Source organism: Methylopila sp. 73B (assembly GCF_000526315.1).
Classification (GTDB): domain Bacteria; phylum Pseudomonadota; class Alphaproteobacteria; order Rhizobiales; family Methylopilaceae; genus Methylopila.
On the sequence record NZ_JAFV01000001.1, the window covers coordinates 1 to 16852 of the forward strand.

Annotated in this window: 11 protein-coding genes and 2 pseudogenes; 8 read left to right on the forward strand and 5 right to left on the reverse strand. The window is 65.7% G+C overall.

Annotation, left to right across the window (positions count from 1 at the left end; genetic code table 11):
- A partial coding sequence (locus tag K244_RS0100005; RefSeq protein ID WP_024816216.1) for an IS3 family transposase occupies positions 1-708 on the forward strand: 708 nt, incomplete at its 5' end.
- A 287-nt stretch (positions 709-995) separates the two neighbouring features.
- Here the strand turns inward: K244_RS0100005 and K244_RS0100010 are convergent.
- Complete coding sequence (locus tag K244_RS0100010; RefSeq protein ID WP_024816217.1) at positions 996-1856, reverse strand: DUF3313 domain-containing protein; 861 nt, start codon at positions 1854-1856, stop codon at positions 996-998.
- 1135 nt (positions 1857-2991) lie between these two features.
- Between K244_RS0100010 and K244_RS0100015 the strand changes: the two genes are divergently transcribed.
- The 6 genes from K244_RS0100015 to K244_RS22905 all read left to right on the forward strand — a co-directional run bounded on the left by K244_RS0100015 (position 2992) and on the right by K244_RS22905 (position 10821).
- Positions 2992-4266, forward strand: coding sequence for a TolC family protein (locus tag K244_RS0100015; protein ID WP_020188293.1), 1275 nt, complete (start codon positions 2992-2994; stop codon positions 4264-4266).
- Positions 4263-4604, forward strand: a complete 342-nt coding sequence (locus K244_RS0100020; protein WP_155931467.1) for a hypothetical protein — start codon at positions 4263-4265, stop codon at positions 4602-4604. The genes K244_RS0100015 and K244_RS0100020 overlap by 4 nt, the downstream gene beginning before the upstream one ends.
- Entirely contained in the window at positions 4601-5884 is a 1284-nt protein-coding gene (ihpB, locus tag K244_RS24365; RefSeq protein ID WP_020188295.1) for a divalent metal ion exporter adaptor subunit IhpB, read from the forward strand. Before K244_RS0100020 ends, ihpB begins: the two co-directional genes overlap by 4 nt.
- Before the next feature lie 27 nt (positions 5885-5911).
- Positions 5912-9139, forward strand: a complete 3228-nt coding sequence (locus tag K244_RS0100030) for a CusA/CzcA family heavy metal efflux RND transporter (RefSeq protein ID WP_020188296.1) — start codon at positions 5912-5914, stop codon at positions 9137-9139.
- A 169-nt stretch (positions 9140-9308) separates the two neighbouring features.
- Positions 9309-9584, forward strand: a complete 276-nt coding sequence (locus K244_RS0100035; protein WP_020188297.1) for a hypothetical protein — start codon at positions 9309-9311, stop codon at positions 9582-9584.
- A gap of 568 nt (positions 9585-10152) precedes the next feature.
- A complete protein-coding gene (locus tag K244_RS22905) occupies positions 10153-10821 on the forward strand; it encodes a Crp/Fnr family transcriptional regulator (RefSeq protein WP_197027129.1) in 669 nt (222 codons plus the stop codon).
- A 1121-nt stretch (positions 10822-11942) separates the two neighbouring features.
- On the opposite strand, the gene K244_RS0100045 is transcribed toward K244_RS22905, so the two are convergent.
- Positions 11943-14258 (reverse strand): heavy metal translocating P-type ATPase, encoded by a 2316-nt coding sequence (locus K244_RS0100045; protein ID WP_024816219.1) that lies wholly within the window; start codon positions 14256-14258, stop codon positions 11943-11945.
- A 74-nt stretch (positions 14259-14332) separates the two neighbouring features.
- Here K244_RS0100045 and K244_RS0100050 point away from each other — a divergent pair, with 74 nt between their 5' ends.
- Positions 14333-14791: a helix-turn-helix domain-containing protein gene (locus K244_RS0100050; RefSeq protein ID WP_020188300.1), complete on the forward strand. Its 459-nt coding sequence runs from the start codon at positions 14333-14335 to the stop codon at positions 14789-14791.
- Between the two features lie 150 nt (positions 14792-14941).
- On the opposite strand, the gene K244_RS0100055 is transcribed toward K244_RS0100050, so the two are convergent.
- The 3 genes and pseudogenes from K244_RS0100055 to K244_RS22910 all read right to left on the reverse strand — a co-directional run.
- Complete coding sequence (locus tag K244_RS0100055) at positions 14942-15289, reverse strand: transposase (RefSeq protein WP_020188301.1); 348 nt, start codon at positions 15287-15289, stop codon at positions 14942-14944.
- A gap of 80 nt (positions 15290-15369) precedes the next feature.
- A pseudogene (locus tag K244_RS21125) lies at positions 15370-15914 on the reverse strand (SDR family oxidoreductase); the annotation flags it as partial.
- 85 nt (positions 15915-15999) lie between these two features.
- A pseudogene (locus K244_RS22910) lies at positions 16000-16830 on the reverse strand (IS3 family transposase); the annotation flags it as partial.
- Between the last annotated feature and the right edge of the window lie 22 nt (positions 16831-16852).

Consider the following 16852-nt stretch of genomic DNA (forward strand, 5'->3'; position numbering starts at 1 on the left):
TACGGCTATTTCCGGATCTACATCCTGCTGCGACGGGAGGGCTGGGTCGTGAACCACAAGAGGGCGCATCGGTTCTATCGCGAGGATGGCCTGAGCCTGCGGCTCAAGCGGCCTCGCCGCCACGTCACGGCGGCTACGCGGGAGGCCAGGACGCCAGCCGGCGCGCCGAACGATCTCTGGTCGATGGACTTCGTGTCCAACGCCTTGTTCGACGGCCGGCGTTTGCGGGCGCTGACGGTTGTCGACGCCTACACCCGCGAGGCGCTGAAGATCGCCGTCGACCAGGGGATCAAAGGCGAGCAGGTTGTCTTCGCGATGGCTCAGATCACGGCGACCCGCGGCGCCCCAAAGACCATCCGGGTCGACAACGGTCCGGAGTTCGTCTCTAAGGCGCTCGACCGCTGGGCCTACGAAAACGGCGTCACGCTCGACGTCTCGCGGCCCGGCAAGCCGACCGACAACGCCTTCGTCGAGAGCTTCAACGGCAAGTTCCGCGCGGAGCGCCTCGACGCCCATTGGTTCTTGTCGCTGGACGACGCCCGGGCCAAGATTGAGGCGTGGCGGCGGGACTACAACGAGAGCCGGCCTCACAGGTCCCTGGGCTGGCTGACGCCCAACGAATTTGCCTCATTGGCCGGGTTAACCCCGGCCAATGAGGCCCGGAGTCTCACATTCAGACCGGATACAAATCCGGGGGACCCTCAGTAGCGCCGAGCGACTGGGCCGGAGGCGGCAAGCTGTTCGGCACATCGGGCACGACGCCGACCACTTGATCGTCGCGCTGCAACTGAACACGCTCAGGGGTGAGCTGCGAGCGACGTTGGGGACACGGGCCGTCGCCCGCAGCTCGAGTTCCCCATCGTCGTTGGGGGCCGACGACGATGGAGTTGAAGGCGTCCGCTAGCGAGATCGGCGGACGCGATTGGCCGGACGCCCGGCGCCTGGATTTTGGATCGACGAGACGCCTCCGGGTCGACGTTCCACGACCAAGCGCCTCATCGCGGAGGCGTCGGCGCCGACCGGGACAGAGGCGGGGCGGCGGGCGCCTGCTGAACGGACTTGTCAGTCCAGGACGGCGGGGCGCCGATCTTGCCGGCGACGATCCCGGCGACGCCCGGCTCTCGCCCGTAGGCGTCGCATGCCGCGTATTTCGGCTTGCCGCCCAAGAACGACTGGATCCGCTGCCCCGACGGCATCGACACCGACAGCGCCGGCGGCTCCTTTCCGGCTGCGATCATCTGGGCGAAGTGGCTCCCGAACGACGACGCCAAGTCATAGGCGTCCCCCACTTCCGACACACGCGGGCTGTTGGTGATGGAGTTCGCGCCCCGGGACCAGACGATCGCCGCGCGCTGTGTTCCGTTTCGGTCCAGGGCTTCGGCCTCGACGGCGAGGCCGCCGAGGCCGACCGGCAGGCGGGGGATGCCCACGGGCAGCACGACGCTGCTGCCGAGCGAGACGACGGTCGACACGCCTGCCATGCCCTGGTTCGTCGGCACGACGTCAGTGATCACCGTTCGGACCATGAGGTCCGCGGGCTGTCCCGCAGAGACCATCTGGTACTTGTCGCTCAGCGCGATGCAGATCGCCCGGTTGAGGGCGTTGGAAACGAGCGCCCGGTCCTCCGCCCGCTTGATGCGTGCGGCGGCGCTTGCAGAAAAGCTCGTGGGGACGATGCTTACCGACCTCACGCCCAACAAGCCGTTGGCGTCGACAAAGGCCTGAGACGTGCTGAGGTTGCCCTTCGCGGGGCCAAGTCGATCATAAGACTGGAGTGTGCCGCCCTGCTTCAGCGGCACCGAACTGCAGCCGGACACAGTCAGAGCGACGAGCGTCGCGATGCAGGCAAGTGTCATCCGTACCATATCAGCCGTCCGGCGATAGAGAAGAAGTGGCATCTGGCCGATCTGCAGGCGCGTTGCCGCTCCTCGACGGGACGTCTGGAAAATGCGGGGCTTCAATTGCCGTAGCATTACGTGCTTAGGCAACCGCGCTGATCCGACATCCCATCGCCCCCCGTCGTGCTCGACAGAGTCGCGCGGTCGGCCGCTCACGTAGACGCCGGCGGAGGCCCATTCGGGCTGCTGTCATGAACGACCGAAATTGGGTTTTTCGCACATGTGGAGATCACCACATGGAGGTCGAGTGATAACCACTATTCTTTCGAGCTGCGGCAAGCTCGCCGCTCGAAAGGATTTGCCATGCCTAAGGTTATTTTCGGTGCGATACTTATCGCGGGCGCTTCCATATCGTCTGCAAACGCCGAATCCACTTGGTTTCAGAGCGCGAAACCCCTTAGCACTGAGGGCTACTGGGACGTGCGGATCGTCCCCCCCAATAAGTGGCCAACCAAGATTTGGACTGTGCCGCCTCGTAAATCGAGCGATTACTCGTCAACGCCGGCAGTGAAATACAATGGAACTGCGGCTTCTCAAAAAACTCGGTAGGTAAAAAATATAACGCCCCGCTCATTCAGAACGCAAATCTTACGATAAGCGCTGCTCATCGCAACCATGTGACCGGTCGGTGCTTGACTTTGGGGGCAGGAAAATCGAAAGCGTCGGCATGAAGCGTGTGACGAAGGCGTTGGCATCCACGTGGGGGCATCTATGTGCCTGCCTGGTGGTCGCACTTTGTCTGTTCGCTTTCGCCGGAGATAGGGCAACCGCAAGCTATGCGCCCCTCGACAGCATCCCCGCGGTTAGCATCCACCATTCGGACAATCAAAATCAATCAACTGGACGTTCCGGGGCTACTTTAAGTTTTGCAGATCACGGTTGTCATGGCTGTTTCGCTCTGACGGGTCTACCCCAAAAAGGTGAAATAGCGCCAGCCGTTGTCGGATCTCCTTCGGTCTGGACGAGCCAGCCGGCTATACCCGGCCGCGCTCCACTGATCGACCTCCCTCCTCCGCGGGACTGACCAAACGCGCCCCATGTTGGCTGTGTGACTGCGCGCTAGCCTTCGCTCGCTCCCGTTTAGGTCTCCATTATGTTTGTCAGATCCCGTGCGCTCGCGCTGGGGGCGGCGCTCGCGCTGCTTCCGGTGTCCGCGCCCCATGCCGCGCCGCCGGCGCGAACCCTCACGCTGTCCCAGGCGCTCAACCGCGCCGTCGCCGCAAGCCCCGGACTCACCGCCGCCGACCGTGAGATCGGCGCCGCAACGGGTCGCGGGATCCAGTCCGCCACGCGGCCGAACCCCGAGTTGGGGTTCGAGCTCGACAACGCGTTCGGCTCCAAGTCGAAGCGCGACCTCGACGCGGCTGAAACCACGCTCCAGATCAGCCAGCTGTTCGAGCTCGGCGGCAAGCGCGAGGCGCGGATTGCGGCGGCCTCCGCCGAGATCGACGCGGCGCGCTGGGACCGGGCCGCGACCCGGCTTCAGGTTCTGGCGGAGACCGCGGAAGTCTTCGCCCGCACGGCCGGCGCGCAGCGCCGCGTCGCGGAGCTCGAGGACCAGGTCGCGGACCTCGATCGCCTGACGCCCCTGCTGCAGAAGCGCGTCGACGCCGGCGCGTCGTCGGGGGCCGAGATCTCCCGCGGACGGCTCGCCACCGAAATCGCCCGGGTCGAGCTCGGCAAGGCCAAGGCCGACTTCCTCTCCGCACGGCGGGAACTTTCGGTGCTGATCGGCGAGTCCACGCCCTCCTTCGCGCGCGTCGGCGGCGACATCAGGCGCATCGGCGCGCCGCCGGCCTTCGACCGCCTGCTGGGGCGCGCGCTGGAGAACCCCCAGCTCACCCGCTTCACCGCCGTGAAGGCGCAACGCCGCGCACTGCTCGCCGCGGCCCAGGCCAAGGCCGTGCCGGACATCACGGCGGGCGTCGGCTGGCGGCACTACCGGGAGGACAAGTCGAACGCCGCGGTTGTCTCCCTCAGCGTGCCGCTGCCGCTGTTCGACCGGAACCAGGGCGGAATCTACGAGGCGCAGCAGACCGTCGCCAAGACCGACGCCGAGCGGAACGTCGCACGCAATGGCCTGATCATCCTAATGGGCCGCGCCTACGAGTCCCTGCGCGCGTCCTACGACGAGGCCCGGCTGATCCGCGCCAACGTCCTCCCGGTGGCGCGCGAAGCCTACGAGAGCATCCGCACCGGCTACGGCGAAGGCCGCTACACGCTGCTGGAGCTGCTCGACGCGCAGGCCGCGCTTTCCGAGGCGTCGCTCCGAGAGATCGACGCGCTGATCGCCTTCCACTCCACCCTCGCGAGCCTCGAAGGCCTGACGGGAACCGCCCTCGTTCTGTCGACGAAAGACAAGCCATGACTCGTTCAGCATCACGCATGGCGGCGGCTCTCGCGCTTGTCGTTCTCGGCACGACGCCGGGCGCCGGCCTCGCCATCGGCGCGGAGACCGTCGTCGCCGCAGGCCCTGTCGGGCCGAACTGCGACGCTCGGGACGCCGCGTTCCGGCACACCGACGGCGACGGCCATGTCCACGCCATGGGTCCGGAGCGCCGGGGCTACGGCCACGGCGAAAAATCCCACGATTACAAGGGCTACGCGCTGAAGCCGCGCTGCCCCGATACGAGCCGCGCCGCCGCCGCCGCGTCCGCTCGCCCCGCCGATCGTTCCAATGTCCAGGGTCGAGGAGACCGCTCGTGAGCCGTTCCATCAAGCGCGACGCCGCTACTCTGCTGGTCGGCGCGATCGTGGGCGCAGGCGCCCTCTACGTCACCCAGAACGACCCCGCCGATCTGCCGGGCAAGGCCATGTCGCTTTATGTCGGGCTGCTCGGCGGCGACGGCGAAGCGCACGCCGAGAGCACGCGGGGCGAGCCCCGTCCCGAAACGGTGGCAGCAGCCGGCGCCAAGAAGGACGACGGCCACGGGCCCGAGGAGACATCGGGCAAGGATGACGGCCACGGCCACGCCGCGGGCGAGAAGCCTCACAAGGACGACGGCCACGGCCATGGCGACGAAAAGCCCGGCACGGACGATGGTCACGGCAACGACAAGCCGAAGGCCGACGCGGGCGGCAAGCCGCTGGCGGTCGCCGCGATCGACGCCGAGGGGGCCGCGAAGGACGACGGCCACGGCCATGGCGCTGAGGGCGAAGGCGAGCTTCCCGAAGGCGTCGTGAAGCTGGACGACGCCAAGGTCCGCGCCGCGGGCGTCGCGCTCGCCACCGCCGGGCCCGCGACGCTGCGGGAGGAGTTGCAGCTCCATGGCGTGGTGCAGGCGAACCAGGAGGCCACCGTCCAGGTGACCCCACGTTTCCCGGGCGTGGTGCGCACGCTGACCAAGCGCCTGGGCGACCAGGTGAAGAAGGGCGATCTGCTCGCGGTCATCGAGAGCAATCAGAGCCTGACGAGCTACGACCTCAAGGCGCCCATCACGGGCGTGGTCACCGGGCGGCAGGCGTCGCTTGGCGAGTATGTGTCGGAGCAGAAGCCAGCGTTCGTGGTGACGGACCTGTCCACCCTGTGGGTCGATTTCTCCGTCTACCGGCGCGACCTCTCCAAGGTCACCGTCGGCGAGGCGGTACGCATCGATCCCGAGGACGGCGGCGCGCCGATCCCGGCGACCATCGCCTACGTCGCCCCGATCGGCGCGGCGGACACCCAGAGCGCTCTCGCCCGAGCCGTAATCTCCAACGACGGCCGGCTCCGGCCGGGCCTGTTCGCCACCGGCGCGCTGCGCACGGCGGAGCGTCCGGTGGACCTCGCGGTCTCGATCGCGGCCGTGCAGTCGATCGAGGGACGCGACGTCGTGTTCGTGCGCGAGGGCGACCGGTTCGAGGCCAGGGACGTGGTTCTCGGCCGCCGCGACGGCGCCATGGTCGAGGTCACGTCGGGCCTGACGGCCGGCGACGCTTACGCCGAGAAGAATAGCTTCGTGGTCAAGGCCGAGCTCGCCAAGGGGAGCGCGAGCCATGAGCACTAAGCGGCGCGCCGACCTGAGGACTGTCCGGTGATCGAACGCATTCTCGCCTTCTCCATCCGCCAGCGCTGGCTGGTGGTCGTCGGCTGCCTCGCCGTCGCGGCGCTCGGCGTCTTCAATTTCCTGCGCCTGCCGATCGATGCGGTGCCGGACATCACCAACGTCCAGGTCCAGATCAACACCACCGCGGCCGGCTTCTCGCCGCTCGAGGTGGAGCAGCGCATCACCTATCCGCTCGAAACCGAGATGGGCGGCCTGCCCAACCTCGACTACACCCGCTCCCTGTCCCGCTACGGCCTCAGTCAGGTCACCGTCGTCTTCAAGGACGGCGTCGACATCTACTTCGCGCGCCAACTCGTCAACGAGCGGCTGCAGCAGGCGAAGGACCAGCTTCCGCCGGGGACCGAGACGGCGATGGGGCCGATCTCGACCGGCCTTGGCGAGATCTACAACTACGTGGTGGACGCCAAGCCCGGCGCGAAGAAGCCGGACGGCACGGACTACAGCCCCTCTGACCTCCGCACGATCCAGGACTGGATCATCAAGCCCCAGCTCCGCACGGTGCCGGGCGTGGTCGAGGTCAACACCATCGGCGGCTACGAGCGCCAGCTCCACGTGCTGCCGAACCCGGCGCGGCTGATGGCCTTCGGGCTGACCTTCCGCGACGTGATGACGGCCCTGAGCTCCAACAACAGCAACGTGGGCGCCGGCTACATCGAGCGGAACGGCGAGCAGTATCTCGTCCGCACGCCCGGCCAGGCCCTCACCGGGGACGATGTGGCGCGGATCGTCATCGGCTCCCATTCGGGGACCCCGATCCGGGTCAGCGACGTGGCCGAGGTGAAGGACGGCCGCGAACTGCGCAACGGGGCCGCGACCCTCGACGGACACGAGGTGGTGCTCGGCACCACCATGCTGCTGATCGGCGAGAACAGCCGCACGGTCTCCGACCGGGTCTCGACCAAGCTCGACGAGATCCGCAAGACGCTTCCCGAAGGCGTCGAGGCGCGCGCCGTCTACGACCGCTCGACGCTGGTCGAGGCGACGATCGCCACGGTTGAGAAGAACCTCGTCGAAGGCGCTCTGTTCGTCATCGCCGTGCTGTTCCTGCTGCTCGGCAACATCCGGGCGGCCATCGTCACCGCCTTCGTGATTCCGCTCGCCATGCTCTTCACCATCACCGGGATGGTCGAGAACAAGGTCAGCGCCAACCTGATGAGCCTGGGCGCGATCGACTTCGGCATCATCATCGACGGCGCCGTGATCATCGTGGAGAACTGCCTCCGGCTGCTCGCCCACGAGCAGGAGCGTCGCGGCCGCCTGCTGACCATGTCCGAGCGGTTCGACACGATCCTCGCCGGCGCCAGCGAGGTCATCCGGCCAAGCCTGTTCGGCACCATGATCATTGCGGTGGTCTATCTGCCCGTGCTCACCCTGACCGGGGTCGAGGGTAAGATGTTCACGCCCATGGCCGTGACGGTGCTGATCGCGCTGCTCGGGGCGTCGCTGTTCTCGATGACCTTCGTGCCGGCGGCAATCGCGATCTTCGTCACTGGCAAGGTGTCGGAGAAGCCGAACTGGTTCATGCGGGGCGCCGGCGCCGTCTACCGGCCCCTGCTCGGGACGTCGATCAGGCTGCGGTGGCCGGTGGCCGCGGCGGCCGCGGCGCTGGTGGTGGTCACCGGTCTCGCCGCGTCGCGGATGGGCGGCGAGTTCATTCCGAACCTCGACGAAGGCGACGCGGCCATCCAGGCGCTGCGCGTTCCAGGGACGAGTCTCACCCAGTCGCTCGAGATGCAGACCGCGCTCGAGAAGCGGATCGTCCAACTGCCCGAGGTGAAGGAGGTCTTCGCCCGCACCGGCGTCGCCGAAGTCGCAACCGATGCCATGCCGCCATCGATCTCGGACGGCTACATCATGCTGAAGCCCCGCGACCAGTGGCCGGACCCCAGGAAGTCCAAGGCCGCGCTGATGGAGGACGTCGAGAAAGCCGCCGAGGAGATTCCCGGCAGCAACTACGAGCTGTCGCAGCCCATCCAGCTGCGCTTCAACGAGCTGATCTCCGGCGTCCGTTCGGACGTGGGCGTCAAGATCTTCGGCGACGACCTCGACACGCTGCTCAAGGTCGCCGGCGAGGTGCAGACGGAGCTCCAGAAGGTGCCCGGCGCGGCCGACGTGAAGACCGAGCAGGTGTCCGGCCTGCCGATCCTGACCGTCAGACTCGACCGCAACGCCCTGGCCCGCTACGGCGTCACCGTCGCGGACGTGCAGGAGATCGTCGAGATCGCAGTCGGCGGCAAGGAGGCGGGCCAGCTGTTCGAAGGCGACCGCCGCTTCGACATCGTGATGCGGCTGCCCGAGAAGCTGCGGACTGACACTGAGGCGCTGAAAACGCTCCCAGTGCCGCTGCCCCCGGCGGACGCCGACGGCGGGGCCCGGCCCACGCCCGCGGCGTTCGGCGCTCCCGCCGCGCAGACGCGCTACGTGCCGCTGTCTTCGCTCGCCTCGCTCGAGGTCGCGCCGGGCCCCAACCAGATCAGCCGCGAGAACGGCAAGCGCCGCATTGTGGTGAGCGCCAACGTGCGCGACCGCGACCTCGGCTCCTTCGTCGGCGACGCGCAGCGACAGATCGCCGACGGCGTGAAGCTGCCGACGGGCTATTGGATCGGCTGGGGCGGCCAGTTCGAACAGATGGTCTCCGCCACGCAGCGGCTGATGATCGTGGTTCCGATCGCGCTGCTGCTGATCTTCGCGCTGCTGTTCATGAGCCTGCGCTCTTTCAAGGACGCGATGCTGGTGTTCTCGGGCGTGCCGCTCGCGCTCACCGGCGGCGTCGCGGCGCTCCTGCTGCGGGGCATTCCGCTGTCGATCAGCGCCGGCATCGGCTTCATCGCCCTGTCCGGCGTCGCGGTGCTGAACGGCCTCGTCATCATCGCCTTCATCCAGAAGCTGCGCGCGGAAGGGAAGGAACTGATGGACGCGGTGCTCGAGGGCGCCATGACCCGGCTGCGGCCGGTGCTCATGACCGCGATGGTGGCGTCGCTCGGCTTTGTGCCCATGGCCATCGCTACCGGGCCCGGCGCCGAAGTGCAGCGCCCCCTCGCGACCGTGGTGATTGGCGGCATCGTCTCCTCGACGATCCTGACCCTGCTGGTGCTGCCGGCGCTCTATGTCCTGTTCAGCCGCCGGCGGAAGCCCGAAGCTGGGGACCTCGAACCGCTGGCGCTTCGGCCCGCACCTGCGGGAGGCGTCGGATGACCCGACAGCTGAAGCCTCGCCGCCATGCGATCGCCAGCGCGGCCTTCGTCCTCGCCGCCGGGGCTTCGGCCCCGGCGCAGGCGCTCGATGAGGACGTTATCCGCAACGTGCTGACGCCGGTCTATTTCGCGCAGAGCCTGACGGCGGTCTGCGTTGGGCGTGACAGGACGTGCGGCGCGCGCTCGACCACATCAGGGACGAGAGCATTTCGGGGATGACGCGCGACCAGGCCGCACCCATCGCTCTGAGCGCTGCGGCCTCCGCTCGGGCGATGGCGCTCGGCTTCGTCCGGATGCCGAGCGGACGAGACGCGGACGAGCAAAGCGAGCGCCTTGCGGACTGGTGTTGGGAGACGGCGCGGCCGCTGGTGAGGGGCATCGTCGTGCCGCACGAAGTTCGACACCAGGACTTCAAGCAAATGCATCGCAAGGCCCGCAGCAGCTAATCGTAAACGGCTCCATTGTGGGATCCCATGCATCTTCGACATGACCGTCCAATTAATCGAATCTTCCAACATAAATATACCGAAATGACAGCATACCAAGGCTGGTCGCTCAACATGAAGCGAATATCGAGTTTCATTTCGCATATCTTCGGATGCGGATACCTGGTGATAAAGTCCAAATATATTACTTCCGCTCTAATAACACTGACAGTCGCAGGCGCAGTTTTCAGCCACGCGCAACAAGAGCATTATAATTCAGATAACACGCAGTTCAACGAAACGGCCGCTTGCCAGGATGACATCAACGCACGTGAGGGAGGGGCGCTACGCAACCCTTTGATTGATTGCGCAGCCGGCTGTTCCGCCGTCATGATCGACAATGTCGGACTCCGCGAAGTGACGGAACGCCGATCTACTGCGTTTCACGTCCGCCCCAGCGCCCCGTGCGGGATCGACTGGTTGCGCCCTACGCGTCCGCCTCGCGGCTGACACCTGCGCGCTCAACTCCTTCATTCGATCCCCTCGACCGGCAACGCGTTTGCGCTCGCCGATACGCATGAGCATAGCTATGACATTTCCTAAGTTTTGCGAGCATTCCGCTCAGCCATCTGACCGTCTCGCGCTTCTTCTAGCGATTTCGAATGAGGCGGTATCGATCTTCGCTCAGCGGTTCAACCTCCCGAAGGGACATCGATTAGAACTTCCCAGCCAAGTTTCCGCTACATTAGTTGTGATTTCGGGAAGTCTGTCGATCCGCACTTTGCTGCCAAATGGAGATGAGGCATTCATCGGGGAAGCTGAAACGGGCGACCTTGTAGGCGAAGCCTTTGCGTTCGACAACTGCGATGCGCCCCTCTTCGCCGTCGCCGAGAACGCGGACGTAGAGGCTTGGCGTTTTGCGCGCGGGCATTTCGCTAAGGCGTTCGACGTCTCTCCTGAATTCGCAAGGGCGGTGGCGCGCGCAATGTCACGACGCTTGTGCACGACCTCGCAAAGAATCATCGAAGCCGCAATGCTTCGGATGCCCCAAAGACTTGCTGCAGAGCTCCTACGCCTCGCCGAAATGGAAGGCCAAGAGCTCACAATCACTCGCCTTCCCACACATCAAAACCTCGCTCTACGGATCGGCACGCAACGTGAAGCCGTAACCAAAGAGCTTGGTCGCATGAGACGAGCCGGCGTCATTCGACGCCAGGGCGCAACCCTTCAGCTGATCGGCTCGACTTGGCGAAATTGACACGTCTTCAAAAAAAAGGGCCAGCCGAACAGGCTGGCCCTCTGGCATTAGCTACTAAAGCATCGCTAATTTAACCTCGGCATTGATCAAGGCCTAACGAAATTGCTTAGGCAAGGATCCATAAAATTGAGCGCGATCCCGTGCATGCTGATTGGTCGAATTAATGAATGGCGGGTCCACCCAAGCTTCACGCAAATTTCTATTTGATCCTGACTTAGGGACGCTTTCAAAGAAAGCGGCCCGGTCGCGCTCATGTTGATTGGTAGAATTATAGGGAAGGTTATTAGCAACAGCTGAGGGCGCAATCGCCAATTGGGCGATAACAGCAGCTAAAATTAGCTTCATGATCGATTCCTATGTTCGCGTAAGTCGTTATCAGGATGAATATCCGTATCCCCAGCGCTAGAATGAAGCAGTGATTATTTATACATTTTATGTCACATAGTTGTTAGATAATCTCGCTTGCTACTTATGCTGCGACGCAGGCCGTGCGCATGTCTGAAATTATGAGCTACGCGGCATGAGCTCGGTTATGGACCGTCACGCCGCGTCCTCGCCCTCGACCGACGTGCCGGAGACCAGCGAGGAGCGGCGCGAGCGCGTGTTGCGGCAGTGGTCGTCGGCCGAGCAAGCGCTGTGGCGGGCGGTCGACCATAAGCGCCCTGCGTTCGCCCTCGTGCTCTCGGTCTGCTGCGGCGGGCGCGAGCTTCCGCATGGGGCGGCGTTCGACGAGCAGCTCACGTGCCTCAAGCGCGCACTGGCGGGGCTCGGCGAGCACGGGCGGATCGGGGAGCCCACGCGGCCGATGCGCTCGGAGAAGAACGACAGCCGACGTGGGACCACGACGGCAAAGAGGTCGCCGTCATCTACCGCGAGCGCGGGTGAGAGGCGGGCGGGCGGACCTGGTGGGGGGAGGCATTGGTCCGGCGTCGGACATGTTAGGGGCCGTACGGCGATCCGAACGTCCGCGGGGTCGCAGCCCCCGGGGGTGACCAGTTTGGCAGCCGATTTAAAGCCTAAAGTCGCTAAAGTCACTAATCGCGCGCCAGTCTTGCAGAAGCGACGAGGCGCGTAGCCGCGGGTCCGAACGCAGGGGCGCATCTGGCGGCGCACCACTCGATTCAGTCTTTCGGAGCCTTCGTAAGGGTCAGCAGACGAAGCGCATTTGCGGTGACCAGCACGGTTGCTCCGGTGTCAGCGAGAATCGCCATCCATAGCGTAGTGACCCCAAGGACGCTCGTGACCAGGAACACGCCCTTCAGGCCAAGTGCGATAGCGACGTTCTGGTGGATGTTGCCAAGTGTGGCCCGCGAGATGTGAATGAGGTCCGCGACTCCCCCGACGCGCCCGCCGAGCAATGCGACGTCCGCTGTGGACAGCGCGACCTCCGTGCCACCGCCCATGGCCACGCCGACGTCAGCTGCGGCCAGCGCGGGCGCGTCATTGATCCCATCTCCGACCATCGCGATCGGACCATCCTTCTTGAGCGCTTCGATCGCCGCCAGCTTGTCCGCCGGCATCAGGTCAGCGCGCGCCTCAAGCCCTAAGCCATCGGCGATGGCGTTCGCGGTGCGCGCGTTGTCGCCCGTTAGCATAAGGGTCCGCACGGTCATCGCCTTCAGGGCCGCGAGTCCTTTCACGGCGTCGGAGCGCGGCTCGTCACGGACGGCGATCAATCCAAGAGCTGTGGCGTCGTCCGCGACTACGACGACGGTCTTGCCCTGGTGCTCAAGATCGGCGATCTGCGCGGAAGCCGCCGCACCAAGGCGATCGCCGGCGGCGCGCGGCGCAAGTACGCGAATGCGGCGCCCTGCAACGAGGCCGGAGACGCCGCGGCCAGGCTCGGCCGCCGCCTCGGCGACTTCCGCCACAACGACGCCGACAGCTTGAGCCCGCTCCAAGATCGCGCGGCCAATCGGATGGCTAGATGCGCTCTCTACCGCCGCCGCGAGACCGGTGACTTCCAGTTCTGAGGCACCGAGGGCGATCACGTCGGTGACACGCGGTTCACCGGCTGTAAGCGTGCCGGTCTTATCGAAAGCGACGGTCTTGACGCGTGCAAGCGCCTCGAGCGCGGCGCCGCTCTTAATGAGCAAGCCACGGCGGGCCGCGGCGGCGATGCCGGAGGCGATCGCGGCCGGCGTCGAAAGCACCAGCGCGCACGGGCACGCTATCAGAAGCAGCGAGAGCGACCGGTAGACCCAAGTCGTCCAGTCGCCGCTGAGCAGAAGCGGGGGAACAATCGCAACGAGGGCCGCGGCACCCATTGCGGCAGGCGTGTACCAGCGGCTGAAGTCATCGATGAAGCGCGCCGTCGGGGCCTTCTTGGACTGCGCGTTCTGAACCTCATCGATGATGCGGGCGATGGTGTTGTTCGCCACCGTGCGGGTGACCGAGACTTTCAAAGTCGCGTTGGCATTGACGCTACCGGCGAACACGGCATCGCCGGGCCCACGCACGACGGGGGCGGATTCGCCGGTTACCGCCGACTGATCGATGTCAGACGTGCCATCCACTATTTCGCCGTCAGTTGCGACGCGGTCGCCGGGTCGAACCACGAGGATCTGTCCCGGCCTCAAGCTTGCGGCCTCGACAGTCCTTAGCGCACCGTCCTCCTCGATCACAGCGGAGCTCGGCATCAGCTTCGCAAGTGAGCGAATGCCAGAGCGGGCGCTGCCGGCGGCGATCCCCTCGATCAGTTCGCCAACCGCAAATAGGAACACCACGACTGCAGCTTCTTCCGCCGCGTCGATGAACAGCGCGCCGATAGCGGCGACCGTCATCAAGGTCTCGATCGAGAACGGAATCCCCGCGCGCGCCATGGTCCAGGCGCGCTTGGAGAACGGGATGAGTCCCGCGACTGCAGCGGCAGTGAAGATCCAGCGCGAATAGGCCGGCTCGGTCAGGCTCATCAAACTTGCGGCGCCGAGCACTCCGGCCAAGACCAGCACCAGGCGGCCCTTCGCCTTCTGCCACCAGCGTTTGGTGTCATCGCCCTCGTCGGGATCGTGGGCATGGTTGTGCCCGGAGTGAAGGTCGACCGGCCCGGTGCGCGATCGGTCAGGATCATGCCCCTCATGCCCGTGATCATGGTCGCGGTCGTGACGGGAATGTCCATCGGCGGCTTTTGCCGCCGCATGACCATGGTAAGGGCCACAGCATCCGCTGGTTTTGGGCTCGGCAACGACTGCGGTCTTAGGCGAGATCGGTCGGACGGCGAAGCCGAGGCTACGGATCGAGCTCGCGATGCCATCGTCGGGACCGTCATCGGTGGTCGTGACGTCGACCAGTCCTGAGGTGATGTTTACTGTGACGTCGCGCACGCCCGGACGTCGCCTCACCACGATCTCGATCTTCGCAGCGCAGCTCGCGCAGTCCATGCCATCGACCTGGAACCGGACTTGCCGTCCGGTATCGCCCGCTGCAGCTCCGATCATTTGCGCGTCCTCGACGATTGACTTAGAGGCAGATGGATACAACCTCTAGCGGCTAGAGTTGCAAGAGGTAAATCATGGCGAAGAAGCGAGCGGACCCACTGCGGCGGTCTATCGGCGATCTCTCCCGGATGACGGGCACCAAGATCCCGACAATTCGCTACTACGAATCCATTGGTTTGATGCCCGAGCCGGCGCGCTCCACCGGCAATCAGCGCGCCTACGACGATAGCCACGCGACACGATTGGCGTTCGTCCGGCATGCCCGTGAGCTGGGCTTCTCGCTCGATGCGGTCCGCGAACTGTTGGCGCTATCCGATGACCCTGCCCGCTCCTGCGCTGAGGCGGACCGCATCGCTAGTGAGCAGTTAATCGCGGTCCGTCGACGGATTGGACGGCTCCAGGCTTTGGAGACAGAGTTGGAGCGCATGATCGCGGGCTGCCGTCACGGCTCGATCGCTGAATGCCGAGTCATCGAGGTTTTAGGCGATCATTCGCTGTGCGGGCACGTCCATGGCGCGCCGGACGACCGATGACCCCCCATCACGCGCGCGCTTGAAGCTCAAGCCGCTGGAGATGAGACGCCGGACCTTCTTATGGTTCACGATGAGACATCGCCTCCACGAGCGCCGTGTCGTCCAGGCTTCGGCGGGGAGCATCGTAATAGGTCGAGCGCGCTATCCCCATCAGCCGGCATCCTTCGGCGACGGAGAGACCGTAGGCCGGTGATCACGGACATAGGCGCGCTTCTCGGCCGCGGCCCGCTCGAAGAGCCCCTTTAGGAAATCGAGCTCGAGAGCCTGCCGGCCGACGAGCCGCTCGAGAGCGGCGATCCGCGCCTCGTATTCCTCCATCCGGTCCGCGGCCTCCGCGTCCTCGTCGAAGGCGCCAGCCTCGTACTTCTGGACCCAAACACGGATCAGGTTGCGCGACAGATCATATCGCTTCGCAAGCCCATGAAGCGCCTCGCCGGAGATAAACTCCTGCGCGACCTGGCGTTTGAACGCGATGCTGTAGGACCGGTGGCGGGTCATGGGGTCTCACCCTCTGAAAGCCCGGCTCCCGGTCAATTCCCGAAGCTCAATCCGTCCGCGCCAAGGGCGCCACTCCACTTGCCCGGCGCCACCGCGTTGCAGACGATTCCTTGCGCCGCATAGTCGGCCGCGATCTGTTTGGTCATGTAGTCGACAGCCGCTTTGGTGACGCCGTAGCCGAGGTCGCCCGGGCGGCGATCATGCCGTGCTGCGACGACAGGTTGACGATCCGGCCTCGCGCCTCGCCGTAGGGCTCCTGCTTCACCATCCGCCGGACCGCCGACCGGCAGCAGAGGAATCCGCCGGTGAGGTTCACCGCGAGCAGCCGGTTCCACGCAGCGAGGTCCAGCTCGAGCAAGGGCTGTTGGTGGCGGACGCAGGCGTTGTTGACCAGCACGTCGATGCGGCCGAACCGAGCGACGGTCTCCGCGATGAGCGCCTCGACGGCCTCCGGCGAGGCGACGTCGGTCGCGACGAACAGCGCGTCGCCGCCTCCGCTGCGATCGTCGCCGCGGTCGGCGCGCCGCCCTCGATCACGGTCTCGGTGACGTCGGCGATCACGACCCGCGAGACGGCCGGCGGGGGGATCATGGCGCGATGTTCCCGGCAGCGGAGATGGCGCCATCCTCTCTGCGATGCGGTCCAATGCAGAGGACACTGTGACGGCTTACGAGCGCGCGTCTGAGCATTCAAAAGCGTAGGCTAGCGTCCAGCACGTCAATGACGTCGGTGGAGCTGAGCCTCCGACCGATCTGGATCGCCAGGCATTCTCGCGTGAACTCATCGATCACGTCGGCGCAAACGCGCAGCGTTTGTCGCCAGGCATCCTGAACTTGCGGCCGTCGTGGGTCCGGTCCTCGACGGAGTCGTAAGACCAGACGTGGTCGGGACGTTCCGGCCGCAGCCGCACGCACGAGCCGTCATTGAACCACAGCCGGCCGCGCTTGGGCTGCTTCGCGGGGACCTTCAGCCCCTCCCGTCGCCAGATCCGCTCGACCCGCTTCAGGTTCACGACCCAGCCAGCGGAGCGCAGCAAGGTCGCAATCCGCCGGTAGCCGTAGCGGCGTATCGGGTCGCGAGCGCGACGATGTCAGCGGTCCACGCCGCCTCATCGTCGGGCCTCGTCGGGACCTTGCGTTGCGTCGAGCGCTGCTGTCCCAGAATCAGACAGGCTCGGCGCTCCGTGACGCCGAGCTCGCTCACTACGCGATCCACGCAGTCGCGGCAGCGGGCGGGGCTGATCAGTTTCCCCGCGCCGCCTCCGCCAGGATCATCTTATCGAGCGTAAGGTCCGACACCGCTCGCCGCAGCCGGGCGTTCTCAGCCTCGAGCTCCTGCAGGCGCTTCACCCCGGATCAAGTCCGGGGCAGGCTCTGGTCGCCCTTCAGGCCGCCATACTCAGCCCGCCAGCGATAGAACGTGACCTCCGTCACGCCCGATCGACCTGATCGCTTCCGCGACCGGACGCCCTGCGCCGTCAGAACTTCCATCTGCCGCAGCTTCGCGACGATCTCTTCAGCCGTATGCCTCTTCCTCGGCATCGTTCAGTCCGCCACATGGCCA